The 25,939-nt window shown below is 67.1% G+C and carries 24 protein-coding genes; 13 read left to right on the top strand and 11 right to left on the bottom strand.

The genetic code is table 11. The features are described 5' to 3' along the window. Positions 1–42: 42 nt before the first annotated feature. The 8 genes from GGR25_RS06295 to GGR25_RS06330 all read right to left on the bottom strand — a co-directional run bounded on the left by GGR25_RS06295 (position 43) and on the right by GGR25_RS06330 (position 8,398). Entirely contained in the window at positions 43–918 is an 876-nt protein-coding gene (locus tag GGR25_RS06295; protein ID WP_183397914.1) for an amidohydrolase family protein, read from the bottom strand. A 39-nt stretch (positions 919–957) separates the two neighbouring features. Continuing rightward, on the bottom strand, positions 958–1,827 hold the full coding sequence (locus GGR25_RS06300) for an amidohydrolase family protein (RefSeq protein WP_183397915.1): 870 nt from the start codon (positions 1,825–1,827) through the stop codon (positions 958–960). Between the two features lie 82 nt (positions 1,828–1,909). Further along, positions 1,910–2,719: an ATP-binding cassette domain-containing protein gene (locus GGR25_RS06305; protein ID WP_183397916.1), complete on the bottom strand. Its 810-nt coding sequence runs from the start codon at positions 2,717–2,719 to the stop codon at positions 1,910–1,912. A 69-nt stretch (positions 2,720–2,788) separates the two neighbouring features. Continuing rightward, positions 2,789–3,772, bottom strand: coding sequence for a substrate-binding domain-containing protein (locus tag GGR25_RS06310; protein ID WP_183397917.1), 984 nt, complete (start codon positions 3,770–3,772; stop codon positions 2,789–2,791). 27 nt (positions 3,773–3,799) lie between these two features. Then, a complete protein-coding gene (locus GGR25_RS06315; protein ID WP_183397918.1) occupies positions 3,800–4,825 on the bottom strand; it encodes an ABC transporter permease in 1,026 nt (341 codons plus the stop codon). Beyond that, entirely contained in the window at positions 4,825–5,508 is a 684-nt protein-coding gene (locus GGR25_RS06320; protein WP_246409315.1) for an RraA family protein, read from the bottom strand. The genes GGR25_RS06315 and GGR25_RS06320 overlap by 1 nt, the downstream gene beginning before the upstream one ends. Before the next feature lie 12 nt (positions 5,509–5,520). Then, positions 5,521–7,281, bottom strand: a complete 1,761-nt coding sequence (locus tag GGR25_RS06325; RefSeq protein ID WP_183397919.1) for an IlvD/Edd family dehydratase — start codon at positions 7,279–7,281, stop codon at positions 5,521–5,523. Between the two features lie 79 nt (positions 7,282–7,360). After that, positions 7,361–8,398 (bottom strand): LacI family DNA-binding transcriptional regulator, encoded by a 1,038-nt coding sequence (locus tag GGR25_RS06330; protein WP_183397920.1) that lies wholly within the window; start codon positions 8,396–8,398, stop codon positions 7,361–7,363. 47 nt (positions 8,399–8,445) lie between these two features. On the opposite strand from GGR25_RS06330, the gene GGR25_RS06335 reads away from it, so the two are divergent. Further along, a complete protein-coding gene (locus tag GGR25_RS06335) occupies positions 8,446–9,243 on the top strand; it encodes an SDR family NAD(P)-dependent oxidoreductase (protein ID WP_246409316.1) in 798 nt (265 codons plus the stop codon). A 7-nt stretch (positions 9,244–9,250) separates the two neighbouring features. On the opposite strand, the gene GGR25_RS06340 is transcribed toward GGR25_RS06335, so the two are convergent. After that, positions 9,251–10,354 carry an Acg family FMN-binding oxidoreductase gene (locus GGR25_RS06340; protein WP_210299837.1) on the bottom strand — a complete coding sequence of 368 codons (1,104 nt, stop codon included), beginning with the start codon at positions 10,352–10,354 and terminating at the stop codon, positions 9,251–9,253. An 82-nt stretch (positions 10,355–10,436) separates the two neighbouring features. After that, positions 10,437–11,462, bottom strand: a complete 1,026-nt coding sequence (adhP, locus tag GGR25_RS06345; RefSeq protein ID WP_183397922.1) for an alcohol dehydrogenase AdhP — start codon at positions 11,460–11,462, stop codon at positions 10,437–10,439. Between the two features lie 224 nt (positions 11,463–11,686). Here adhP and GGR25_RS06350 point away from each other — a divergent pair, with 224 nt between their 5' ends. From GGR25_RS06350 to GGR25_RS06385, 8 genes are all read left to right on the top strand, one after another. Then, positions 11,687–12,871 (top strand): hypothetical protein, encoded by a 1,185-nt coding sequence (locus GGR25_RS06350; RefSeq protein WP_183397923.1) that lies wholly within the window; start codon positions 11,687–11,689, stop codon positions 12,869–12,871. A gap of 341 nt (positions 12,872–13,212) precedes the next feature. Then, the gene (locus GGR25_RS06355) at positions 13,213–14,217 is read left to right on the top strand and encodes an ABC transporter substrate-binding protein (RefSeq protein WP_183397924.1); all 1,005 of its coding nucleotides are present in this window, start codon (positions 13,213–13,215) and stop codon (positions 14,215–14,217) included. A gap of 2 nt (positions 14,218–14,219) precedes the next feature. Then, a complete protein-coding gene (locus GGR25_RS06360) occupies positions 14,220–15,773 on the top strand; it encodes a sugar ABC transporter ATP-binding protein (protein WP_183397925.1) in 1,554 nt (517 codons plus the stop codon). After that, positions 15,763–16,707 (top strand): ABC transporter permease, encoded by a 945-nt coding sequence (locus tag GGR25_RS06365; RefSeq protein WP_183397926.1) that lies wholly within the window; start codon positions 15,763–15,765, stop codon positions 16,705–16,707. The genes GGR25_RS06360 and GGR25_RS06365 overlap by 11 nt, the downstream gene beginning before the upstream one ends. A 10-nt stretch (positions 16,708–16,717) precedes the next feature. Beyond that, positions 16,718–17,677 carry an ABC transporter permease gene (locus GGR25_RS06370; protein ID WP_183397927.1) on the top strand — a complete coding sequence of 320 codons (960 nt, stop codon included), beginning with the start codon at positions 16,718–16,720 and terminating at the stop codon, positions 17,675–17,677. Further along, positions 17,674–18,645: a phosphotriesterase family protein gene (locus GGR25_RS06375; protein ID WP_183397928.1), complete on the top strand. Its 972-nt coding sequence runs from the start codon at positions 17,674–17,676 to the stop codon at positions 18,643–18,645. Before GGR25_RS06370 ends, GGR25_RS06375 begins: the two co-directional genes overlap by 4 nt. An 8-nt stretch (positions 18,646–18,653) precedes the next feature. Beyond that, a complete protein-coding gene (locus GGR25_RS06380; RefSeq protein ID WP_210299838.1) occupies positions 18,654–19,415 on the top strand; it encodes a creatininase family protein in 762 nt (253 codons plus the stop codon). Between the two features lie 15 nt (positions 19,416–19,430). Further along, a complete protein-coding gene (locus GGR25_RS06385) occupies positions 19,431–20,231 on the top strand; it encodes a GntR family transcriptional regulator (protein ID WP_183397929.1) in 801 nt (266 codons plus the stop codon). Positions 20,232–20,284: 53 nt separating this feature from the next. Here GGR25_RS06385 and GGR25_RS06390 read toward each other — a convergent pair whose 3' ends face one another. Then, a complete protein-coding gene (locus GGR25_RS06390; RefSeq protein WP_183397930.1) occupies positions 20,285–21,805 on the bottom strand; it encodes an FGGY-family carbohydrate kinase in 1,521 nt (506 codons plus the stop codon). 264 nt (positions 21,806–22,069) lie between these two features. On the opposite strand from GGR25_RS06390, the gene GGR25_RS06395 reads away from it, so the two are divergent. From GGR25_RS06395 to GGR25_RS06410, 4 genes are all read left to right on the top strand, one after another. Beyond that, positions 22,070–22,795 (top strand): class II aldolase/adducin family protein, encoded by a 726-nt coding sequence (locus GGR25_RS06395; protein WP_183397931.1) that lies wholly within the window; start codon positions 22,070–22,072, stop codon positions 22,793–22,795. Positions 22,796–22,806: 11 nt separating this feature from the next. Further along, positions 22,807–23,751, top strand: a complete 945-nt coding sequence (locus tag GGR25_RS06400) for an NAD(P)-dependent oxidoreductase (RefSeq protein WP_183397932.1) — start codon at positions 22,807–22,809, stop codon at positions 23,749–23,751. 79 nt (positions 23,752–23,830) lie between these two features. Continuing rightward, on the top strand, positions 23,831–24,544 hold the full coding sequence (locus GGR25_RS06405; protein WP_183397933.1) for a GntR family transcriptional regulator: 714 nt from the start codon (positions 23,831–23,833) through the stop codon (positions 24,542–24,544). 245 nt (positions 24,545–24,789) lie between these two features. Then, positions 24,790–25,893 (top strand): ABC transporter substrate-binding protein, encoded by a 1,104-nt coding sequence (locus GGR25_RS06410; RefSeq protein ID WP_183397934.1) that lies wholly within the window; start codon positions 24,790–24,792, stop codon positions 25,891–25,893. The last annotated feature ends 46 nt before the right edge of the window (positions 25,894–25,939 follow it).

The raw sequence follows: 25,939 nt of genomic DNA on the forward strand, positions 1-25,939 counted from the left end.
TTGCCAGGCGGCCTTGCATGGGGCCGGAGCGGGAGGAGCGGCTCAGCCCTGGAGCGGATTGTCGCCGTGCCACCAATGTTCGAACGGGTTGGACCAGATGATCCGCTGCATCGTCTCGTCCGAGACGCGCGGCAGCTTGGTGCCCTCGACCTGCTCGTTGATGGTGAGCAGCCCGTCGACGGATTCATCGACGCGCGCGGCCGGGAAGTCCGTGCCCCAGAAGATCTTGTCCGTGATCTTGTATTCCTGGGCCGCGATCAGGATGTTGTAATATTGCCAGGGCCGGTAGAACAGCGCCGAGATCTCGCAGAAGACATTGGGCTGCTTGCGGCTGACGACGATGCAGTCATCGTACCAGGGGTGGCCCATATGGGCGAGCACCATGACGAGATCGGGATATTGGAGCGCGATCGGCTCGACATGCAGCGAGCGCCCCATGTCGATTGGCGCATTGCGGGCATAGGTCGTGCCCATATGCATGGTCAGCGGGATGTTGTTCTTCTGCAGATACTCATAGACCGGCACGAGGCGCGGATCTGAAAGCGCGACGCCATTATAGATCGGGCCGAACTTGACGCCCTTCAGCTTCAGATCCTCGATCGCATGCACCAGCAGGTCCATGCAGTCCGGCATGCGCGGGTCGATCGCGGCGAAGCCGACGAACTTGTCGGGATATTTCGCGACCGCCGCCGCCGTCAGCTCGTCATCGCTGGCGATGCCGACCGAGTCCGCATAGCGGTTGGCGAAGATGATCGCCTTCTCGACATTGGCCATCTCGGCATAGAGCGTATCGGCATCGCCCTTCGGCGCCATGCCGCCGCTCGGGCGCACGCGCGATATCTGCGTCTCGTAGAGCGGCAGCACGTCCTCGTCGCGGAAGATGTTGACGTGGCAGTCGCAATAGGCGCGCACGGGCATGGCGGTCCTCCCCTCTTGTCGTCCGGTTGTTTCGATGCGTCAGGCCAGCGGATTGTCGCCGTGCCACCAATGCTCGAACGGGTTGGACCAGATGATCCGCTCCATCGTCTCTTGCGAGACGCGCGGCAGCTTCGTGCCTTCGAGCTGGTCGTTGATGGTGAGCAGTCCGTCGACGGATTCGTCGACGCGGGCAAAGGGGAAATCGGTGCCGAAGAAGATCTTGTCGGTGATCTTGTATTCCTGCGCCTCGATCAGGATGTTGTAATACTGCCAGGGGCGATAGGACAGCGCGGAGATCTCGCAGAAGACGTTCGGCTGCTTGCGCGACACGGCGATGCAGTCGCCGTACCAGGGATGGCCCATATGGGCGAGCACCATGACGAGGTCGGGATAGCGCAGCGCGACCGGCTCGACATGGATCGCCCGGCCAAAATCGACCGGTGCGTTGCGGGCGAAGGTCGTGCCCATATGCATGGTCAGCGGGATGTTGTTCTTCTGCAGATATTCGTAGACCGGCACGAGGCGCGGATCCGCCAGCGAGACGCCGTTATAGATCGGGCCGAACTTGACGCCCTTCAGCTTCAGATCCTCGATCGCGTGGACGAGCATGTCCATGCAGTCGGCGCGGCGCGGATCGACATAGGCGAAGCCGACGAACTTGTCGGGGTATTTGGCGACCGCCGCGGCCGTCGTCTCGTCGTCGCTCTCGATGCCGATGGAGTCGCCATAGCGCAGCGCGAAGACGATCGCCTTCTCGACATGCGCCATCTCGGCATAGAGCGTGTCGGCGTCCGCCTTCGGCGCCATGGCGCCGGCGCGCACGCGGGCGAGCTGCTGGGTGTAGAGCGGAAGGACGTGCTCGTCGTTCCAGATGTTGACGTGGCAGTCGCAATAGGCGCGGGCGGTCATGGCGTCATCTCGGCTGGCTGGAGCATTTTCGGGCGAGGTCGGTACCGGTTCGCGTGCAGAAAATGCGGAAGAACAAGGAGCTCTAGTGCGATGCGCCGGCCGCCGGGCGGCGGGAATGCAGCGACATCAGGAAATCGGTGAGCTCGATATAGGTCATGCTGGAAGTCGGCGCGTCGAGCGCGACCTCGCCGCGGTCCATGACCACCAGGCGGTCGCAGACCTCGTGCACGTGATGGATGTTGTGTTCGATATAGATGCAGGAGCGACCGCCCGCCTTGATCGAGCGGATGAAGTCGAGGACCTTCTGCACTTCCTTCAGCGCCAGCGCCACGGTCGGTTCGTCGAGCACGATCAGGTCGCTGTCGAAATGCATGGCGCGGCCGATCGCGACGCCCTGGCGCTCGCCACCCGAGAGGCGGCTGACCGGCGTGTCGACGCTGATGCCGACGCCGCGAAAGCCGATCGTGGAGCGCATGATCTGGTCGGCGACACGCTTCTCGGCCTTCACGTCGATGAAGCCGAGGCGGTTGGTCAACGGACGCCCGACGAAGAAATTGCGCCAGAGCGGCTGCTTCTCGCCGAGCGAGGAATCCTGATAGACGGTCTCGATGCGCAGCTTGTGCGCTTCCTTCACCGTATAGGACGCGGCGTCGATCTTCTGGCCGCGGACATAGAGCGTGCCGCTCGACGGCGGCTCCACGCCGGTCAGAACCTTGATGAGCGTCGACTTGCCGGCGCCATTGTCGCCGATCAGCCCGACGATCTCGTTCGAGCCGATCTCGAGCGTGACGTTCTTCAGACTGACGACCTTGCCATATTGCTTGCCGACGTTCTCGAGCCGGACGATGGGAGTGGAAGGCGTCGCTTGGTTGCTCGTCGCTTGGCTGCTCATGGGCGCGGTCCGCTTCGTGGCCTCGAGGGGGAGAGAGGGTGGCGCGGCGAGGCGCGCCACCCGGTTGCGTCAGCGGATGCCGGTCTTGACCAGCGCCTCGAGCAGCTCGACGTTGTCCTTCGTCATCGAGCCGGTGCTGGTGAACATCTGCGTGTTGCCGAGGCCGTACTTCTTCTGCAGGACGGCCGAGAGCACGCCGTAGAAGCCCTGGAGATAGGGCTGCTGGTCGAGCACGGCGGTGATGTAGCCGTCCTTGACGCCCTGGATCGAGGCGGAGGAGATGTCGAAGCCGGCAGCGGTGACCTCGCCCGGCTTCTTGCCGGCGTCCTTCAGCACCTTGGCGAGCACGGCGGTGACGCCGCCATGGCCGGGAACCAGGATCGCCTTGGTGTCGGGGTTCGACTCGAGATAGGCGACGAGCACCGGAACCGAGAGCGAGGGGTCGAGCACGGCTTCCTGCGTCCACTGCAGCGTCTCGACGCCGAGGCCGTTCTCCTTGAGATAGTCGACGGTGCCCTTGGCGGTGATCGCGCCAGCAGCGCCCTCGATGAAGGCGCCATAGACGAGCACCTTGTCACCGGCCTTCAGCTTGCCGTCCTTGACGGCGAGGTCGGCGAGGTTGCGGCCGGCGCCGTAGGAATCGGCGCCGAAATAGTTGAGGCCCGTGCCGGGCAGGTTGGTGTCGGTCAGGACGACGACGACGCCTTCTTCCTTGGCCTTGTTCAGGAAGGGGGTCATCGCGGCGACGCCGGGATGGCCCATGATGGCGATTGCGTCGGGCGCGGCGGCGAGCGCCTCGCTGGCCTGGACGAGCATCTTCTGCGGATCCCAGCCCGAATGCTGCTCGATCAGGTTGACCTTGAGGATGCGGGCCGCCTCGCGGGCGCCGAGTTCACGGGCGAGCGTGGCGGTGTCGCCGGGATTGCCGCCCATCTGGAAATACATGGTGAGGCCGGAATCGGCGGCCTCCTGGGCCTGCGCCGGGGCCGCGAGCGGCGCGACGAGGAAGGCCGAAAGTGCGAGGCCGGCAAGCCCCTTCATGAGATTGCGCATGGTTCTGTTCCCTTATCCTTTCCCTGGTCAGTATCTCTTCACGCGGGCGCGAAGATCTTTCAGCAGCGGGACCTTGTCGGGATCCTCTATGGCTGCGTTCATGGTCACGGACACGATGAAGACGAGCCCGATGTAGAAGCGTGTCCAGAAGCCGGCGACGCCGGAGGCGACGAGGCCGGCCTCGATGATGGCGACGATCAGCGAGCCGAAGACGGTGCCGACGATCTTGCCGGAGCCGCCGAAGATCGAGGTTCCGCCGATGAACACGGCGGCGACGACGATGAGCAGGTAGCCCATGCCGGCCTGGGCGAAGTAGGTGGTGGTCTCCAGCGTCAGCAGCACGCCGGCAAAGGCGGAGAGCAGGCCCATCAGCGTGAAGAGCTTGATCTTCTCGCGCTCGATCGGGATGCCCACGACCTTGGCGACCTTCAGGCTGTCGCCGATGAAGAGCAGGCTTTCGCCGAAGCGGTGGCGGTTCAAGATCATCCAGACCAGCACGGCGACGCCGAGCGCCCAGAAGAACTGCACCGGCAGCGGCCCGAGCCGTCCGGCGAAGACGACCTGGATCGGGTCGCCGACGATCTGGGGTATGGCGAGCGAGGCGCCGTTCGAGATCACTGTGAGAAGCCCGCCCCATAGGAAGAGCATGGCCAATGTCGCGATCAGCGATGGGATGCCGAGCTTGGTCACGACCAGCCCGTTGATGAAGCCCATCACCGTGCCGGTGGCGAGCGCGGCGATCAGCGCCAGCCAGGTCCAGTTATAGTCTTGGTAGAGGATGCAGAAGACGTAGCTGGCGAAGGCGACGACCGAGGGGAAGGAGAGGTCCATCTCGCCCGCCACGACGACCAGCGTCAGGCCGAGCGCGATGATCATTGGCGGCGGCACATTGGCCATGAAGCTCATATAGACGCGGTAGCCGAGAAAGGCGCGCGGCGCCGTGAGCATGAACAGAATGACGAGCAGCGCGAAGACGAGGGCGATCGCCGTGCCCTCGATCTTGAAGAAGGCCGCGACGGGGTTCGATGGCGCCGACTTGTCCGCATGCGCCATCACAGCACCCCGTATTTTGCGTAGACATCCCGCAGGAAGCCGCCGGCCCTGAGCTCGTTCATCGAATGGTGCTCACCGTCGATCTTGTCGAAGGCCGCCTTGAGCACCTCGGCCTCGACCGCCTGCGGCACGACGACGACGCCGTCCGCATCGCCGAAGACGAGGTCTCCCGGCGCGACGCGCACGCCGCCGCAGATCACCGGCACGTCAACGGCCTGGATCTGGCCGCGGCCCTTGGAATCGAGCGGCGCGATGCCGCCATGGAAGACGGGCAGCTTCAGCCGGCGGATCTCGATGATGTCGCGCACGAAGCCGTCGGTGACGCAGCCCGCCGCGCCGCGGGCCACCGTCGCCGTGGAGAGCAGTGAGCCCCAGGGCGCGATGCGCGGGGAGCCGCCGCAGGCGAAGACGGCAATGTCGCCGGGCTTCAGATCGTCGACGATCGCGATCTCGAGCTCATAGGGGTTCACGCCCTCCTCGAGATAGCAGACCTCCATATACATGCCCGTCCGCGCCCGGCCGCACATCTTGAGCGTATCGTCGAGCGGGCGGATGCCGGGCGCCATCGCCTGGTTGGTGATGCCGATGGCGTCGAGCGCATCGGAGAGCACGGCCGAGAACAGCTCGTCCCAACGTTCGGGCAGGGGCGGGTTCTGGCGCGACCTGAATGGGGTTCCGGACAATTGTGCCTCGCTTCAGAAGGAAACCTTGGAGGGGGGCGTGCCGCTGCCACCGACGAGGAAGTCGAAATCGACGCCCTTGTCGGCCTGCTGCACATGGTCGATGAAGAGCTTGCCGTAGCCGCGCTCGTAATGCGGGGCCGGTGGCACGAAGGCGGCGCGACGGCGTTCCATCTCCTCGGCGTCGATCTCGACGTCGATGCGCCGCGCCTTCGTGTCGAGGACGATCATATCCCCGGTCTGCACCAGGGCGAGCGGTCCGCCGAGCGCCGATTCCGGCGCGACATGCAGCACGACCGTGCCGAAAGCCGTGCCGCTCATGCGCGCATCGGAGACGCGGACCATGTCGGTGACGCCCTGCTTGAGCAGCTTCTTCGGCAGCGCCATGGTCCCGACTTCCGGCATGCCCGGATAGCCGCGCGGGCCGGCATTCTGCAGCACGAGCACGCTGTCGGCGTCGACATCGAGATCCGGATCGTCGATCCGGTTGCGCAGATCCTCGGCATCCTTGAAGACCATGGCGCGGCCACGATGCTGCATCAGCTTGGGCGAGGCGGCCGAGGGCTTCAGGATGGCGCCGTCGGGCGCGAGATTGCCGCGCAGCACCACGAGCCCGCCCTCGCGCGTCAGCGGATTGTCGACCGGGCGGATGACCTCGTCGTTCCAGCTCGTCGCATTGGCGATGCGCGCGCCGATCGTGCCGCCCTCGACGGCGGGGGCGTCGAGGTTCAGTTTCTCGGCTATGCGCCGCATGACGACCGGCAGGCCGCCGGCATCGAAGAACTCTTCCATCAGGAAGCGCCCGGAGGGCTTCAGATCGACGAGGCAGGGCACGTCGCGGCCGAGTTCGTCCCAGTCATTGAGCGTGAACGGAACGCCGAGCCGGCCGGCCAGCGCCAGCAGATGGACGACGGCATTGGTCGATCCGCCGATCGCACCGGCGACCTTCACCGCATTCTCGAAGGCGGCGCGGGTCAGGATCTTCGAGATGCGGATATCCTCGCGCACCAGCGTCACGATGCGCTTGCCCGCTTCCTCGGCCAGCACGGCACGGCGGCTGTCGGGCGCGGGGATGGTGCCGTTCATCGGCAGGCCGATGCCGAGCGCCTCGCTGAGCAGCGCCATGGTCGAGGCGGTGCCCATCGTCATGCAGGAGCCCGCCGAACGGCTCATCGCCGCCTCGGCGGCATCGAGATCGGCCTTGGACATCTTGCCGGTGCGATAGGCCTCGTCGAGGCGGAACACGTCCGTGCCCGAGCCGAGCTCGCGGCCCTGGTAGCGTCCGTTCAGCATCGGGCCGCCGGAGACGAGAATCGACGGCACGTCGCAGCTGGCCGCGCCCATCAGCAGCGCCGGCGTGGTCTTGTCGCAGCCGGCGAGCAGCACGACACCGTCGATCGGATTGGCGCGGATCGTCTCCTCGACATCCATGGCGACGAGATTGCGGAACATCATCGTCGTCGGCCGCATCAGCGGCTCGCCGAGGCTGGTCACCGGGAACTCGAGCGGGAAGCCGCCGGCCATCAGCACGCCGCGCTTCACGTCCTCGGCGAGGTCGCGCAGGTGGCGGTTGCAGTTGGTCAGCTGCGACCAGGTATTGCAGATGCCGATCACGGGGCGGCCGTCGAACAGCTCGGCCGAGAAGCCTTGGCTCTTCATCCAGCTGCGCGGAATGAAGCCGTATTTGCCCTCGCGGGCGAACCATTCGCCGCTGCGCAGCGTGCGGGCAGCCCCGGACGCACTGGTCTTGTTCTCGGGCTCGTCCGGGTCGGCCATTCGTTCCTCCGTGGTGGCAAAAACATGTAACGTTAAATTTGAAAACCGACAAGCGGGGTTCTTCAGTCCCGCGCAGGATTCAGGTGGTGGCGCCGGCGTCGAAGTGGACGGGGAGGACGAATTCCGGGCGCTCGAACGCGCCGGTCTCGAGCCGCTTCAGCATGGCGCGCCCGGCTTGTTCGCCGAGCGCATAGGCGGAGGAGACCACGGTCGTCAGCCGCGGGCGGGCATAGCGATGCGCCTCGAAGCCGTTGAAGCCGACGACGCGGACATCCTCCGGAACGCGGATGTCGTGATCGAAGAGATAGAGCATCGCAGCCGTGGCGATCGGGTCATTGCCGCCGATGATCGCGCCGGGGAGGGGGGCGTGGGCGAGGTGGCGCGCCACCGCGTCCTGAACATCGGCGAAGCTCTCGCTCGCCGATTCGATCACCGTCAGCCGCGCCTCGCCGCCGGCCGCGGCAATGCTCTCGCCGATCCCGCCAAGGCGCTCCTCGATGGCCGGCCAGTGCTGTGCGGGGACGACGGCCAGGAAATCGCCGACGCGCCGCGCTAGCAAATGGTCGCCGACCAGCCGGCCGGCGCCGCGATCATCCTGGCGAACCACGCAGAAATCCGCGCCGGGAAGCTCCATCTTCTCCTGGAACAGAACGACCGGCTGGTCAAGTTCGAGCAGTTGCTGGACGGATTCGCGCCGCGCCTCCGCCGCGCCCGAGATCATGGCGCAGAAGCCGCCGACCTCGAAATTGCGCATGATCATCGATTGCGCCAGCGCCGCGCCGGGCATGCCCTGGACCGTCAGCGTGAAATCGGCGCCGTTCAGCACATTGGCGAGGCCGGCGACCACCTGGCAGGTGAAGAAATCGGCGAGGAAGGCGGGCTGCTCGTCGACGATCACCATGCCGATCGAGCGCTGCTCGGCGACGCGCAGATTGCGCGCATTGGCCTGGCGCCGGTAGCCGAGCCGCTCGATCTCGCGCTCGACCCGCTTCTTGGTCGCGACCGAGACGAACTGCATCCGCCCGTTCAGGACGTTCGAGACCGTCATGGCCGAGACGCCGGCCGCCTTGGCCACGTCCTTGATGGTGGCGCGTCTGCCGCGCGGCCTCTCGTTCATCGTGCCCTTCCAGCCTCGACCAATCGTAACTTATCATATATCGTTAAATGGAACCAGAATCGAACACGGTCCCGATCATGCCCGACGCGTCTACTGCCTTCGCCCGCTATCCGAGCCTCGCCGGCAAGGCCGTTTTGATCACGGGTGGGGCCACCGGTATCGGCGCGTCCATGGTCGAGCATTTCGCCGACCAGGGCGCACGCGTCGGCTTTCTCGACATCGATGCCGGCGCGGGGACGGCGCTCGCGGCCCGGCTCGGCGGCGCGGCCCGCTTCCTGCCCTGCGACGTGACCGACGTGGACGGGCTGAAGGCGGCGATCCATGCATTCGAGGCGGAGAGCGGGCATATCGACGTTCTCGTGAACAATGCGGCGAATGACGATCGCCACAGAGTGGACGAGGTCGACACCGCTTACTGGGACAACCGCATGGCGATCAACCTGCGTCCCCAGTTTTTCGCGGCGCAGGCCGTCCGCCCGGGCATGGCGCGCGCGGGCGGCGGCTCGATCATCAATCTGGGCTCGGTCGTCGTGCAGATGGCGGCGGCGGAGATGGTGGCCTATGTCGCGGCCAAGGCGGCCGTCTATGGCCTGACGCGGGCGCTGGCGCGCGAGTTCGGGCCGGACCGCATCCGCGTCAATTGTCTCGTGCCAGGCTGGGTCATGACCGAGCGGCAGATCCGCCTCTGGCTCGACGAAGCCGGCGAACAGCGGATCGCCGAGCGTCAGTGCCTGCCCGACAAGCTGGTCCCGGAGGATATTGCCCGCATGGCGCTGTTCCTCGCCGCCGACGACAGCCGGCATTGCACGTCGCAGAGCTTCATCGTCGACGGCGGCTGGGTTTGAGGCGGCTTCAGGCGAGCGTCGCCGAGACGGGCCGGCGCGGCGAATAGGGCAGCGTCGGTCCATAGCCGAAGCGCAGCACGAGGTCCGGCCGCTTGTCGGGCATGCCGACGAGCGCGGCGAGCTGCGGCCTGAGGCTCGCCACCTCGACCGGCTGGTTCAGGAAGGCGAGCCGCAATCCAAGCACGGTCGCCTGCAGCGCAAAGCGCTGGCAGGCACGCCCCACCTTCATCCAGTGTTCGGGATCGGCCGCATCGCCAACGAACACCGCGAGCCCGGCGGAGGAATCGACCTGCCGCGCCGCCTTCGCGCTTTCGCCCTTTGCGGTGACGAAGAGGTCGAAGGCGATCCGCCCGATCGCATCCGGCATGAGCGGGTTGCCCGATGCGGGGGCGAAGAGCCCGTCGCCCGTGGTCATGGCGCTCCACGCGCTGAAGCGGAGCCACTGCTTCAGCTCCGCCATGAAGGCCGGGTCGCGCATCTGGATATCATTGCCGGAGACGATCAGGTCGCGCACGGCGTCGATCCGGCTGCGTTCGGTGAGAAGCACGAGCGCGACGCCCTCTTCTTCGGCGGCCTTCGCCAACAGATCGAGTTCGGCCGGCGGCACGGGCCGCCCGTCATAGAGCGTGCGCGACGATTGCCGGCGGGCGATGGCCGGGAAGAGCGGATCGTCGATGGGCCGCGATGGGGCGAGCGAGAAGGCGAGCGCGGCGCCGTCCGCAGGCTGGAGGCTCTCGCAGCTCCGCCCGCCGGCTCGCGCGGCAATCGCGAGGTTCTCGGCCGCGCAGCCGAGGCTGACGAAGAGGTGGTGGTCGTCCGGATCGACCACCGGCGTGCGCCGTTCCCAGTCCGGCAGGATGTCGATGCGGGTGTCACTGACGCGGAAGCGCCAGGGCTGCGTATTATGGCCGTTGGCCGCCAGCGTGGCGTGGCGCACGAGTTCGGTCAGGTCCGGATTGGTCGGGAGACCCGAGCGGAGTTCCGCCGCATAGGCATCGTAGTCGGCCATCGACCCCGCCTCCCGTCGCCAGACGAAGGTGCCGGCACCGCCCGCGGCCACGACGGCAGCGCCGGCTCCGATGAGCAGGCCTCTTCGGTTGATCGCCGCCATGGAGCCTCGTGCGTCCGTACAGCGCCGGTCGCCCGCGCCGTCATTTCAGGGAAGGCGGCGGCCTGGACCGCCGCCGACGCGCCTAGTTGAGGTTCAGCACGATGCGGCCGTCAATGCCACCCTTTTCCATGGTGTCGAAGATAGCATTGATGTTCTCGAGCTTGTCCCACGAGAAATGCGCCTTGACCGCCCCGTCGCCGGCAAAGTCGAGCGCCTCTTCGAGATCCTGTCGCGTACCGACGATCGAGCCGCGCACCGTGATCCGCTTCAGGACCGTATCGAAGATCGGCATGGCGAACTGTCCCGGCGGCAGGCCGACCAGCGCCATGGTGCCATGCGCGCGCAACACGCCGAAGGCCTGCTCGAACGCCTTGGGCGAGACGGCGGTGACAAGCACGCCGTGCACGCCGCCGACCGCCTTCTGGAGTGCGGCGACGGGATCCTCCTCCCGCGCGTTGACGGCGATCTCGGCGCCGAGGCTGCGGGCGAGCTTCAGCTTGTCCGGATGCACATCGATCGCGGCGACATGCATGCCCATGGCCTTGGCATATTGGACCGCCATGTGGCCGAGCCCGCCAATGCCCGAGATCGCGACCCATTCGCCGGGTTTCACCTCGGTTTCCTTGAGCCCCTTGTAGACGGTGACGCCGGCGCAGAGCACCGGCGCGGCCGGGCCCCATTCCAGCGTATCGGGCAGGCGGCCGACGAAATTGGGATCGGCGAGGGCATATTCGGCGAAGGAGCCGTTGACGGAATAGCCGGTGTTCTGCTGCGAACCGCACAGTGTCTCCCAGCCGGTGCGGCAATAGGGGCAGTAGCCGCAGGCGGTGTGCAGCCACGGCACGCCGACGCGATCGCCTTCCTTGACGCGCTTCACATTGCGGCCGAGCGCGACGACCGTGCCGACGCCCTCATGGCCGGGAATGAAGGGCGGCTTCGGCTTCACCGGCCAGTCGCCCTTGATGGCGTGGAGATCGGTATGACAGACGCCCGTCGCGGCGAGGCGGACGAGGATCTGATCCGGGCCAGGCTCGGGCACCGGCAGATGCTCGATCGTCAGCGGCTTGCCGAACTCATGCGCGACCGCAGCCTTCATCATGTTCGTCATGGGGGACCTCGCTTCGAGGGATCGTGACGGCGTCGGCGTCGTGCCGGCCGGCTCGCGGCAAAACACTACGCATGGTTGACCAGCGCGGCCATTGATCTCCATCAAGGCCCCCCCCGCGATGGTCTCGGCTTCGTGAGACCGACAGGTGCGCGCTTGACAGATGTCCCCTTGTGCGGACAACTCGTCATCAAACCACCGAACCCGCGCCGAGGAGCCCCGCCGCCATGCACCTGTCCATGTGGAGCTATCCCTGGGATCTCGACGATCTTGGCCTCGATCAGGCGATTGCCGAGCTGTCGGGCACGGCCGCGCTCAACACGATCAGTCTGGCGACCTCCTATCACGCCGGCCGCTTCCTCCAGGCGCGCAGCCCGGTGCGCAAGGCCTATTTCCCCGAGGACGGCACGATCTATTTCAAGCCCGATCCCGCCGCCTGGGATGGCGTGCGGGTCGTGCCGCAGGTCGCCTCGATCGTCGAGCGGCGCGACGTGCTGCGCGAACTCGTGCAGCGGCGCGATGCCGGCGGCATGGCGGTCTCCTGCTGGACGGTCTGCCTGCACAACACCCGCATCGGCATGCTCTATCCGGACATCGTCACGCGCAACGCCTTTGGCGACCCGAACTATTACAATCTCTGCCCGTCGCATCCCGATGCCCGCGCCTATGTCCGGGCAGTGGTCGGCGACGTGACACGGAACTACCGTCCCGACGTGATCGAACTCGAAAGCCCTTGCTTCATGGGCTTTGCGCATGAGTATCATCACGAGAAGGACGGCGTCGGCATGACCCCGGAGGATGATTTCCTCCTCTCGCTGTGCTTCTGCGACGCCTGCCTCGTTCGCGCCGCCAGGGCAGGCGTCGACGGTCGCAAGGCGCAGGCGACCGTGAAGCGCTGGATCGTCGAAGCCTGCGAGCGCGAAGTCCCGGCGCCGCGTTTCCCCGATTTCCCTGCGGCCGGCCTCGACGTCTTCCGTCCGTTCCCCGAGGTGCACGACTATCTGATGTGGCGCTTCGAGCCGGTCACCAGCCTCGTCGGGGAACTGCGTGATGCGGCCGATCCGGCGACGAAGGTCTATCTGATCGATTTGAAGGATGGCTGGCTCGGCGGCTGCGACATCGCCGCGATCGGCAAGGTGTGCGACGGCGCGATCCTCTGTGCCTATTGGATGGACGCCGCGGCCACCGGCGCGCTGATGCGCGAGGGCAGGGCGGCGCTCGGCCCCGACAAGTTCCTCGGCGCAGGCTTCCGCGTCTTCTATCCGGAAATGCCCGGGCCGGAGGAACTCGCCACCCGCAGCCGCGCGGCGATCGCGGGCGGTGCCAACGGCATCAACTATTACAATTACGGCCTGATCCCGCAGAAGCGGCTCGGCTGGATTCGAAGCGCGGTCGAGGGTCTCGGGGGCTGATTCGTCCAGCGCGGGAGGGCACTTTTTCACCTCTCCCTGAGGGAGAGGTCGGACCGAAGGTCCGGGAGAGGGTTTACGCCCTTTCCGGATGGTTCCCTAAACCCTCTCCCGCCGGCCTGCGGCCGTCGACCTCCCCCTCAGGGGGAGGTGAAGAGGGAGCCAGCCATCGTCCGTCTGCTGGACGGGAGGCACGCGTTCACCCCCTTGCCCAACCGCCGGTCACATTCCCACAGCGCCCACGAAACAAGCACCACCAACTTGACTCCTTGTATGGACAAGTTAGCATGCCGTCAGTCGGAGCCTGGCAGACGGCCCGGCGCAGAGAGAAGAGGGATCGGGACATGAAGCAGGGAATTCGCATGCTCGCCACCGCCGCCGTTCTGACGGCCGGCCTTGCGAGTGCGGCCTTCGCGGCCGAGAAGAAGTACACGATCGGCTACGACAACTATTTCATGGGCAACAGCTGGTCGGTCCAGCTGGCGGCCGAGTTCAAGGCCGAGGCCGAGAGGCACAAGGACCAGGTCGACGTCGTCTATGTCGAGTCGGCCGGCGACACGCAGAAGCAGATCGCCAATATCGAAGACCTGATCACCAAGAAGGTCGACGCAATCATCACGACGCCGACCTCGCCGACGGCTCTGATCCCGGCGCTCAAGAAGGCGCGCGCGGCCGGCATCAAGGTCATCCTGCTCGCCTCGACCATCAAGTCGCAGGACTATGACGCGCTCGTCACCGTCGACGACGTCGCCTTCGGCCGCGCCGGCGCCGAGTGGCTGGTCAAGCAGCTGAACGGCAAGGGCGACATCATCGTCCTGAACGGCATCGCCGGCCTCTCGACCAGCGACGACCGCTTCAAGGGCGCGAAGGAAGTGTTCGACAAGTATCCGGACATCAAGATCGTCGCGGCCGTCAACGCGTCCTGGGACTATGCGCAGGGCAAGCAGGCGGTCTCGAACCTCCTCGCCGCCAACCCGAAGATCGACGGCGTCTGGTCGCAGGGCGGCGCGATGACCCTCGGCGCCATCGACGCCTTCGAGGCGGCGCAGCGTCCGCTCGTGCCGATGACCGGCGAGGACAATAATGGCTATCTGAAGCGCTGGAAGGCGCTCGAGGGCAAGGGCTTCGATTCGATCGGCACGTCCAAGCCGACCTGGCTCGGCTCCGAGGCTCTGCTCGTCACGATCAAGCTCTTGAACGGCGAGACCGTCGAGAAGGATATGATCCTGCCGGTGCCGACGATCACCGCGGCCGACCTCGACAAGTTCGTGAAGCCGGATCTGTCGGACTCCTTCTGGGCCGGCACCCGCCTCACTGACGACCAGGTCAAGGCGATCTTCGCCAACTGACCATGACGAAGCCCGCGTCCCCGCAATCGCCGGATTCCGCTGCCGCACTGCCGCGGCTCGCCGTCTCCGGCGTGTCGAAGTCCTTCGGCAGCAATCTGGTGCTGCGGGACGTGTCCTTCTCCGTTCGCGCCGGCGAGGTGGTTTCCCTCGTCGGCGAGAACGGCGCCGGCAAATCGACGCTGATGCATATCTGCGCCGGCACGTTTCCGCCCGATGGCGGTACCTTGATGCTGGACGGGGCGGCCTACCGCCCCGCCTCGCCGCGCGCCGCCAGCAAGGCCGGCGTCGCGCTCGCCCTGCAGGAAACGGCGATCCTCCCGGACCTGACCGTTGCGGAGAATCTCTTCTTCGGCGACGAGCCGCGCGGCCTGCTCGGCCTCATGAGCCAGAAGCGCCTGCACTGGGATGCGGAAGCGCTGCTCGCCGATCTCGGCTTCGCCCTCAAGGCCGACCGCCTCGGCGCCGAACTCTCCGCCGCCGAACGGCAGATGCTGGAGATCGCGCGCGCCGTCCGCCAGAAGCCGCGCCTCCTGATCCTCGACGAGCCGACCGCCTCGCTGTCCTCGCACGAGACCGATCTCGTGCTGAAGGCGATGGACCGCATCAAGCAGGGCGGCGGCTCGGTCATCTTCATTTCCCATCGCCTCGACGAGGTGATGCAGGCCGCCGACCACGCCGTGGTGCTGAAGGACGGCATGCTGACCCTCGACGCGGTTCGTGGCGGCTTCACCCGCGACGATCTCATCCGGGCCATGGTCGGGCGCACGCTGACCGATATCTTCCCGCCGCGGCCGGCTTCCTTCACCGACAAGCCGGTCCGCCTCGCGCTCGAAGGCGCCGTCGCGCCGGGCCTCAAGCCGCTGACGCTCGCGGTCCGCGCCGGCGAGATCATCGGCTTTGCCGGGCTCGAAGGGCAGGGCCAGCGCCCGCTCGCCCGAGCGCTCTCCGGCATCGCGCCCTTCACGGGCGGAACGATCGCGATCGACGACAAGGCCACGCCGATCTCGTCCGTCTCGCGCGGCATCGCCGCCGGCATCGCCTCGATCCCCGACGACCGCAAGCATGAGGGCCTCGCGCTCGATCTGCCGGTGCGGATGAATGTCAGCCTGTTCGCACTGTCGCGGAAGAGCCGCTGGGGCTGGCTGCGCCAGCAGCTGGAACAGACCTTCGCGGAAGAGGCGCGGCGGCGCTTCGCGATCCGCACCACCGGCATCGAGCAGCCCGTGCGCCAGCTTTCCGGCGGCAACCAGCAGAAGGTCGTGTTCGCGCGCTGGCTGGCCGAGACGCCGAAGGTGCTGGTGCTCTACGAGCCGACCAAGGGCGTCGATGTCGGCGCCAAGACCGAGATCTACCGCCTCGTGGGCGAACTCTCGGCGCAGGGCGTCGCCGTCATCCTGATCAGCGCCGACATGCTGGAGCTGATCGGCCTTTCCGACCGGATCCATGTCCTGTTCGAGGGCGCCGTGACCGGCACGCTGGAGCGGTCGGATTTCTCCGAAGAGGCGATCATGCGCCTCGCGGCAGGCCCCGAAGGAGTGCTCGGCCATGCTGCCTAGGGGCTCCCTCCGCATCAACCTGCTGCTCGGCGTCCCGGCGCTCCTGCTCGCGGCCGCCGTCGTCGCCGTCGCGGCGATCTGGTCGGGCGATTTCTTCGCCGCCGGCAATCTGGGTAACCTCGTCAACCGCGTGCTGCCGCTGGCGCTGACCGCGCTCGGCCAGGCCTTCGTGCTGTTCGCGGGCCGGATCGATCTCTCGGTCGGCTCGATCATCAGCCTCGCCACCGCGATCCTCGCCACGACGTCGAACGAGCTCGGCTGGCTCGCCATCCCGCTGGTGCTCGCCGCCGGCCTCGCCTGCGGCGCGCTCAACGCGGCCGGCGTGATCTGGCTGCGCATCAACCCGCTGATCATGACGCTCGCCACCGCGGCCGTCGTGAAGGGCATCGCCATGCTGCTGCTGCCCTCGCCGGGCGGCGAGGTCGATTACGGCTTCTACGATCTCTTCTACGGGCAGGACCTCCTCGTCGGCTGGCCGCTCGCCGTCATCGTCGCCGTGTTCGCGCTCGCCTTCATCATGCTCGGCTTCACGCGGTTCGGCCGGCGCATCTATGCGCTCGGCTCCGACGAGCGCGCGGCCTATGCGAATGGCGTCGATGTCAGGCGCGTCGAATGGTCCGTGTTCCTGCTCTCGGGCCTCTTCTCGGCGGCGGCGGGTATCGCGGTCGGCATCAAGATCCTGTCCGGCGATCCGCTGATCGGCGACAGCTTCACGCTCGACGCCATCGCGGCGGCCGTGCTCGGCGGCGTGGCGCTCACCGGCGGGCGCGGGGGCGTGCTCGGCGTCCTCGCCGGCTCGATCGCGCTGGTCCTCATCGCCAATGCCTTCAACCTGCTCGAGCTCGATCCGAACCTGCAGCAGATCGCCAAGGGCCTGATCTTCGTCGTCGCGCTGATGCTGTTCATGCGCGGTGCAGCCAAGAGGGCAGCATGAGGAGGACCGCATGAGCGCGAACGCCTATCTCGTCCGCATGAAGCCGGCGCCGGCGAGCCTGCGCGCCGTCGTGCTGCTCGTCCTGCTGCTCGCGGCCTTCTTCGTCTCGGCACGGGTCTTCTCGCCGCTGCTCCTGCTCGACAATATCCGCCAGGCGGCGCCGCTCGGCGTCGTCGTGCTCGGCCAGGCGCTGGTGCTGATGATGGGCCGGCTCGACCTTTCGGTCGGCGCGACAGCCTCGATGGCGAATATCGTGCTTTGCGCGACGTTCAACGGCGACATGGCCAATCTGGTACCGGCGCTGGCGCTGACGCTGGGTGCCGGCGCGCTGGTCGGCCTGGCCAACGGCATCATGGCGACCAAGCTGAAGATCCCGGCCTTCCTCGCGACGCTCGCCACCTCGATGATCGTCGCCGGCCTCGTCGTCTTCTTCACCGGCGGCTCCCCGCGCGGCGCTGTCCCGGCGCAGTTCCGCGCCGTGACTGAGGCCTGGCTCTTCGGAATCGTGCCCTGGTCGGCGCTGATCTGGCTGGTCCTGCTCATCGGGTTGATGCTGCTGGTGCATTACACCATGCTCGGCCGCAAGATGATCCTGTCCGGTGCCAATCTCGTCGCGGCCCGCCATAGCGGCATTCCCTCCGACGGGTTGATCGTGCTCTCCTTCGTGCTCTGCAGCCTGCTCGCGGCCACGGGAGGCATCCTGCTCTCTGCGATCACCGGCATGGCCTCGATCGGCGTCGGCAACGGCTTCACGCTCGATTCGATCGCCGCGGCGGTGATCGGCGGCGCGCTGTTCTCCGGCGGCGTCTTCCTGCCGCTCGGCGCCATGGCCGGCGCGCTGATCCTGTTCGTCGTGCAGAGCCTGCTTTATCTGCTGGCGCTGCCGCCAGCTGCCAAGTTCATCGTGCAGGGTGGCATCATCGTGCTCGCCCTGGCACTCGCCAGTTTCAGGAAAGGGAGGTCCTCATGAGCTTCATCCGCACGCTCTCCGGCGACATCGATCCGAAGGATCTCGGGCTCACCTATGCGCACGACCATCTCTTCTGCATTCCTCCGCTCTGGAAGGAGAAGGGGCAGACCGATTTCCTGATCGACGACCTCGAAGCCTCGATCAAGGATGTCGAATTGTTCGTGCAGGCGGGCGGCCAGGCCGTTTATGACGCCACCGCAATCGACTATGGCCGCGATCCCGTCGCGCTGAAGGCGATCTCCGACCGGACCGGCATCAAGATCATCGCCACCGCCGGCTTCAACAAGGCGGTCATGTGGCCCGGCCACATGAAGGACGGGCAGACCTTCCAGGCCTTCATCGATTCGAAGAGCCGCGCCGAACTCGCGGCGCATATCGCAAGTGAGGTCACCACCGGCCTCGACGGCACGGATCTGAAGGGCGGCGTCGTCAAGTTCGGCACCGGCTACAACACGATCTCCGACGCCGAGGACAAGGCGATGCGCGCGACGCTCGACGCGCACAAGGAGACCGGCGCGCCGATCCATTCCCATACCGAGCTCGGCACGCTGATCCTGGAGCAACTCGCCATCGTGAAGGCCGAGGGCGTCGACCCGACGCGTCTCACCATCGCCCATGTCGATCGCAACCCGGATCCCTGGGTTCACCGCAAGGCGGCCGAGACCGGCGTCTTCATGTGTTTCGACGGCATTTCGCGCATCAAGTACCACCCCGAAAGCGTGCTGATCGACTGCATCCTCAAGCTGGTCGCCCGCGGCCACGAGAAGCAGATCATGATCGGCGGCGACATCGCGCGGCGCACCATGTATCGCAACTATGGCGAGGGTGGCCTCGGCCTCGGCTACATCCTGGAGAGCTGGGTGCCTCGCTTCATCGAGGAGGCCGGCGAGGCCGGCTTCGACGGAGCGAAGCTGATCCACACCTTCATGGTCGAAAATCCGCAGCGCGCCTTCGCGTTCACCAGCTGAGGCCCATCGTGCAGAGCAAAGAAGCCGAGATCGAGAGGCTGAACGATACCGAGGCGCGCGCGCTGATCGCGGAGTGCCCGGTGGCGCTCTTGCCGATCGGCGCCGTCGAGGCGCATGGCGATCATCTGCCCGCCGGCACCGACAATATCCTCGCCCGCCGCCTCGCCGCGGCGCTGGTCGAGCGGATCGCCGGTTCGGTTCCGGTCATGCTGCTGCCGCTACTGCCATTCGGACAGGTCTGGTCGCTGGCCGACCAGGCGGCCTCGATCTCGATCTCGAACGAGACGGTATCGCAAACAATCGTCGAGATCGGGCGGTCGCTGAAGGCGAAGGGCATTGTGACGATCGCGATGGTGAATGCCCATTACGGCAATGTCACCGCGATCCGCGATGCGCAGCGCCGCCTCCGCGAAGAGGGCGTGAAGCTGGCGCTGTTCAATTATCCCGGCGCCGCCGAGCCGACCCGCGCGGTACGCGAGAAGCCTGCCGCCCACCCCGCCTATATGCATGCCTGCGAGATCGAGACCTCCTACATGCTGCATATGGCGCCGGAGGCGGTGCGCATGGACCAGGCGATCGCCAATTATCCGGAATTCCCGGACGATTTCGCCGAGATCCCCTATCGCTGGAGTGAGTTCTCGGCGAGCCCGGTGCTCGGCGACGCCACCGCGGCGAGCGCCGAAAAGGGCAGGATAATCCTCGACGCCGTGCTCGCGCGCATGGCCGAACTCGTCGCCGCGCTCTATGCTCGCCAGTCCGAGAAGGACTAGACCGGGGGAGCTCCGTTGAAAGCCGACGTCGCCGTGCGCGATCACCGTCCGATCTATATCCAGATCGCCGAGACGCTGCGCGCGCGGATTCTCTCGGGCTACTACAAGGACAAGATCGACGGCGAACTGAAGCTCGTGCAGGAGTTCAAGGTTTCGCGCCGTACCATCCAGCAGGCGCTGGAGATCCTGGTGCAGGAAGGGCTGCTCGGCCGCCAGCAGGGCACCGGCACTTTCGTCAATCACAGCGCTGTCGCCAAGCGCTACCGCGCCATTACCTCGATCACCGACGGCATCCAGGCGCAGGGGCTCAAGGTCTCCTATCGCGTCCTCGCCAGCGGCGCCGAGCCGGCGCCTCCTGAGGCGGCGGCCTTTTTCGGCCTGCCCGAGGGAGCGCCGGTCTATCGCCATGTCCGCCTCGTGCTGGGCGACGAACGGCCGCTCGCGATCGCCAATACGCTGCTCAATGCGCATCTGCTCGAAGGGATCGAGCTCTCGCATCTCGACCGTGGCCTCTACGACACGATCCGCCGCCGGCACGGCCGCACCGTCGTGCATGCCGAGGACAGCTACCGCCCCGTGATCGCGCCGGCCGCGACGGCCGAACTGCTCGGCCTCGCGCCGGGCGCCGCGATCTTCGTCGCCGAGCGTCGCGCCTATGATCAGGAAGGCTCGCCGATCGAGCTCTCGGTGATCGAAATGCTGCCGGTCCCCCTCGACATCTCGATCTCACAGATCGGCGCCGACCGCATCGACAAACCCCAACCCCCGGCCGACCCTTGGGCTTACAGCGTGGGTTTCGGGGATTTCAAGGGGTGAGGGTAGGCGACGGGGCGGGCTCTCCACCCTGTCGGCGACTCGCTTGAGCGCCGCTACACCTTCACCCGATAGCTCGGCGCGACGCGGTCGAGCAGGGCGTCGGAGGCGAGGCGGAAGCGCTGGAAGCCCTGTTCATAGGCTGCGGCGGTGGTGACGTCCGGTTCGTGCCGGCGGCGTGTGCGATAGGTCGCCCGGCTGGCCGTGCGGATGTCGGGGAACCAGCCGATCACGGTGGCGGCGAGCAGCGCCGCGCCCTTGGCGCCGAACTCGCTGCCCTCCGGCACTTCGACGGGCGTGCCGGTGATGTCGGCGATCATCTGGGCCCAGAACGGGCTGCGGGAGGCGCCGCCGACCAGACGGATGGCGGAGATCGGCCGGTCGATGCGCTCAAAGCAATCGCGGATCGCATAGGCGAGGCCCTCATAGACCGAGCGGACCAGATCGGGCCGGCCGTGATCGGGGTTGAGGCCGAAGAAGCCGGCGCGGGCGCCGGGTTCCAGCCGCGGCGCGATGATGCCGATATGCGAGAGATAGGGCACATAGCCGGCGCCGCCCGCGCCCGGCGTGCTCGAGGCGGCGAGCTCCGCCAGTGCCTGATAGGCGTCCGGCCGACCGGCGAGATCCGGGCAGAGCGCGGTGAGCGCCCAGTCGAGATTGGTCGTGCCGGCGACGTTCACCATCGTCTTGATCCAGAGATTGCCCGGCACGGTAAAGAGAATGCCCATATCGCGCGGCGTGAACACCGGCGCCTCCGAGACCACGCCGTTGAGGCAGGTCGTACCGACAACCGAGCAGGCGATGCCGGCGTCGACAGCGCCTGCCCCCAGCACGCAGGCCGGCAGGTCGCCGGCGCCAATGGCGACGGGCGTTCCGGCGCGAAGCCCGGTCGCGGCCGCAGCGGCCTCGGTAAGCAGCCCCGCAAAGGCTTCGGACGGCAGAACGTCGGGCAGCAGGGCGGCAAGCGCGGCGAGGCCGAAGCGATCGAGCAGAGCGGGGTTGAAGCCCCGTGTGCGCGCGCTGCCCGGGCCGATCGCCGCGTCGCTCTCATCCGTGCCGACATGGCCGGTGAGGCGCATGCGCAGCACGTCCTTGGCGGCGAGAATCTTGTGCGCCCGCGCCACCAGATGCGGCTCGTTCTCGGCCAGCCAGGCGAGCACCGGCAGCGTGCAGCCGAGTTGCATCACCTGGCCGGAACTGTCGAACAGCTTCGACATCAGCGCCGGGTCGCGGGCGAGATGGCGATCGAGCAGCCTCTGCGCGCGGCCGTCGTTCCAGAGGATTCCGGGGCGCAGAGCATGGCCCGCCTCGTCGATCAGCCAGCCGCCGATCATGATGCCGGAGATCGCCAGCCCCTCGACCTGTTCGCCGTCCACGCCCGTCGCGGCGAGCAGGTCGCGGCATGCGGAAGCGGCGGCGGCGAACAGAGTGTCGGCGTCCATCTCGTACCAGCCGGGATGGGGCGAGCGAACCTCGGTCCGCCGGCCGCTCGCGCCGATCTCGCGGCCGTCGCGGTCGAACAGCGCGGCCTTGGTGACCGAGGTTCCGATATCCAGCCCCAGCACATATCCGGCCATTGCGCCCGCCTGTCTACTTGACCTGACAACACGTCATGTGCGTCCCGCCGCTGTCCGTCAAGCCGCCGCGCATCGTCACTGGCAGCCCGCGCCGCCGCAAGTCTGGAGACCGGGGCCCCTTCGCCGCGCCGGCCCAAAGCTGCAGCGCGGACGCAGCCACCGGGCTCGGATCCATCGTTGCGCCGCCGGCCGCTGCCAGAGCCTTGTTGCAATGCACAAGCCTGTCCGCTATCCCTGTATACAGGGATGCAGAAAGGATCGGGAATGAAGTCCGCCGAATTCATGTCGGAGCAGGCCGTCCGCGAGGATCTGGCCGCCGTCTACAGACTCATCGCCCGCTTCGGCATGGACGATCTCATCCACACCCATGTCTCGGCGCGGTTGCCGCAGGAGCCCGACAAGCTGCTGATCAACCGCTATGGCGATCTCTTCCGCGAGGTGACGCCGGATTCGCTGCTCGTCATCGATCATGACGGCAATCAGGTCCGCGGCACGCAGGCGCCGATCAATACGGCCGGCATCGTGATCCACACCGCGATCCATGCCGCGCGGCCCGATGCGATGTGCGTGGTCCACACCCATACGGTGGCCGGCGTTGCGGTCAGCTGCTTGGAGGAGGGGCTGCTGCCGCTCAACCAGACGGCGCTGCTGTTTCACGGCCGCGTCAGCTATCACGCCTTCGAAGGCATCGCGCTCGATCGCGACGAGCAGGTCCGCCTCGTGGCCGATCTCGGCACCAACAACACCATGATCCTGCGCAATCATGGCCTGCTAACCGTCGGTCGCACGGTCGGCGAGGCGTTCGGGCTCATGTATAATCTGGAGCAGGCCTGCAAGATGCAGCTCGCTGCCATGGCGTCGGGCGCCAGGCTGGTGATCCCGCCCGAAAGCGTCCAGGCCCGCACGGTTGGGCAGTATGATGCCGATCCAGACGGTGCCGCCGGGCTCGAATGGCAGGCGCTGCGCCGCCTCGCCGCTTTGCCGTTCTAGGGGTGCCGGGCGTGGTCCGCGTGCTCCTCGCCGACCCGCTCGCCCATGGCGCAGCCTTCGCCGCGGCGCTGGCCGCTGCGGTGCCCGACGTCGCGATGGTGCGCTGGCCGGACGAGGCGGCGGACCGTCCCTACGACGTGCTCGCCGCCTGGCAGTTGCCGCCCGATTTTCCGCCGCTCCCCGAAAGCCTCGCGTTGGTCTTCTGCTTCGGCGCGGGCGCGGACCATCTCCTCGCCGATCGGCGCATCCCGGCGCGCGTCCCGATCGTGCGCCTGATCGATGACGGGCAGGCGGCGGAGCTCGCCGACTATGCCTGCCACGCTGCGTTCTCCTTCCTGCTCGACGACCAGAAATATCGGATTGACCAGGCGAGGTGCGTCTGGGACCCCGTCTTCGCGCAAAGGCGGACGCGCGCGGAGACCCGCGTAGCGGTGCTCGGCCTCGGACCGATCGGCAGGACCGCCGCGATCGCGCTGGCCGCTGCCGGGTTCAAGGTGCGGGCCTGGTCTCGTGCGCCGCGGCAGCTTGAGGGCGTCGAGACCTTCGGCGGTCCCGATGGGCTCGCGGACTGCGCCGACGGCGCTCACGTGCTGGTCAATCTCCTGCCGCTCGCGCCGGAGACGGCCGGTATCCTGTCGGCAGCCATGCTCGCCCGTCTCGCGCCCGGTGCCTATCTGGTCAATCTCGGCCGTGGCGGCCATCTCGACGAGGCGGCGCTGCGCGACGCGCTCGATGCGGGGCAGATCGGTTGCGCCTTTCTCGATGCCTTCGCGGAGGAGCCGCTGCCGCAAGCGCACTGGATGTGGTCGCATCCGCGCATCCGCCTGACGCCGCATATTGGCGGCCTGCCGACCCCAACCGGGGCGGCCCGCTCGCTCGCCGCCGCGATCGATGCCCTCAGGACCGGCGCATCGCTGCCGGGTCTCGTCCGTGCCGCAGCAACGGCGCCGCCATGAACGCGCGTCGTGGAGGCAGATCGGTCCCCGGGCCACTTGCCGCTTGACACCGTTCCAATCTGGACACCAGTATACAGCCATGCTGACATTCAACTCCCCCATCGATCCCGCCCAGTCCGGCAAGCGCGACACGATCTCGGCGCGGGCCTGCATCGAGCTGCGCGAGGCGATCGTCACGGCGCGGCTGAAGCCGGGCACCAGCATCTCGGAGACCGAAGTCGCGAAGTCGATGGGCATCAGCCGCACCCCGGTGCGCGAGGCCTTCGCGCGCCTGTTCGACGAGGGGCTGATCGAAATCTCGCCGCAGAGCGGCACGCTGGTCTCCCGCATCGACATGCAGCGCGTCCGTGAGGCGGTGTTCATTCGTTCCGCCCTCGAAAGCGCCGTTGTCGCCCGCACCGACGTGACGCCGGATCCGGCGGCGCTCGATGAACTGGAAATGCTGCTGCGCGAGCAGGAGCGCTCGATCGACAAGAACGACCGGGCCGCGCTGCACCGCGCCGACATGCGCTTCCATTCCGGCCTGATGCGCGCTTTCGCCGTCGAGCGGGCTTGGACCGCCTGCCTGCATGTCAGCGCCGATATGATGCGCGTCCAGTTCCTGATCGGCATGCGCCGCGACCACATCGAGGCGATCGTCGAGGAACACAAGGGCGTGCTGGCTGCGGTCCGCGCCGGCGACCCGGCGCTGGCCTCGGCACGGCTCGCCGCCCACATCCGTAATGTCGACATCGACCAGGCCGACCTGAAGGCCCTGAACGCCGACTATTTCCGCCTGTCCGAAGAGATCTGATCCGCCGCGCTGCCGCGACGGTCACCAACCAGAGACATAGCGCCGGGTCAGCCCGGCGAGGAACGAGAACCGGAAGCGACAGGCGGCATCGGCAACGATGTCGCCCCGGCAATCCGGTCGGTCCGACCGTCGTCCTTTTCGGGACGCCGGGACCGGGCCAAGAGCGCGAGACGGGAAACCCGCCACGCTCGGGCTTTGGGAAACGCCGTAGGCCAAGAGCACACCAGAGACCAGCAGGGAACACCATGTCGACACATCGATTCAGCAAGGACAGCGCCGAAATTGCGCTGGAGAAATTCCGCACCGGCAAGCTCGATCGCCGCACCTTCCTGACCGCCATGGCCGGCCTCGGCCTCGCCGTCGCCATCCGCCCGACCTCCGCGTCCGCCGAGGCCAATGAGATCGTGATCTGCAACTGGGGCGGCGCCGCGCTCGAGGCGTTCCAGAAGGCCTATGGCGCCCCGTTCACGGCTGCCACCGGCACGCCCGTCTCGGTCGACGGCGCCGGCCCGGCCACGGGCGCCATCCGCGCCATGGTCGAATCGAAGAACGTCATCTGGGACGTGACCGATGGCGGCATGGTCGATGCGGTCGTGCTCGGCACGGGCGGCTTCGTCGAGCCGATCGACTATTCGATCGTCGACAAGACCCTGGTCGGTCCCGACATGGCGGCCGAGTTCGGCATCTGCAATTACACCTTCGCCAATGTCCTCGCTTACGACGCCAAGAAGACCGGCGGCAAGGTCCCGACCGGCTGGGTCGATTTCTTCGATCTGGAGAAGTTCCCCGGCAAGCGCACCATGTGCAAATGGATCCAGGGCCAGCTCGAATCCGTGCTGCTCGCCGACGGCGTCAAGCCCGAGGACATGTATCCGCTCGACGTCGACCGCGCCTTCAAGAAGCTGGAGCCGCTGCTGCCGCACATCATCTTCTGGGAAGGCGGCGCGCAGAGCCAGCAGCTCTTCCGCGATGGCGAGGTCGTGCTCGGCAATGTCTGGCACACCCGCGCCAATCTCCTGCACAAGGAGAATCCGGACTTCGCCTGGACCTGGGCCCAGCAACTGCTCTTCTCCAGCGCCTGGTCGGTGCCGAAGGGCAATCCGGCCGGCAAGAAGGTGTTCGACTTCATCAATTCCTCGCTCCAGCCCGAGGGTCAGGTCACGCTGCTGCGCCTGATGGGCAACGGCCCGTCCAATCCGAAGGCGCTGGCGCTGATGACGCCGGAGGACAAGGCGGTCTACCCGCTCGCGCCGGAGAACGCGGCCACGGCGCTGAAGATCCAGGCGGCCTATTACGCCGCCAACGAGGCCGAGCTGCAGAACCGCTTCCTCGACTTCATCTCCCGCTGACGGGCACCGACCCGGCTGCCGGCATGCGCCGGCGGCCGTGCCGGCG

Source organism: Kaistia hirudinis, from assembly GCF_014196455.1.
In the GTDB taxonomy this organism is placed as follows: Bacteria; Pseudomonadota; Alphaproteobacteria; order Rhizobiales; family Kaistiaceae; genus Kaistia; species Kaistia hirudinis.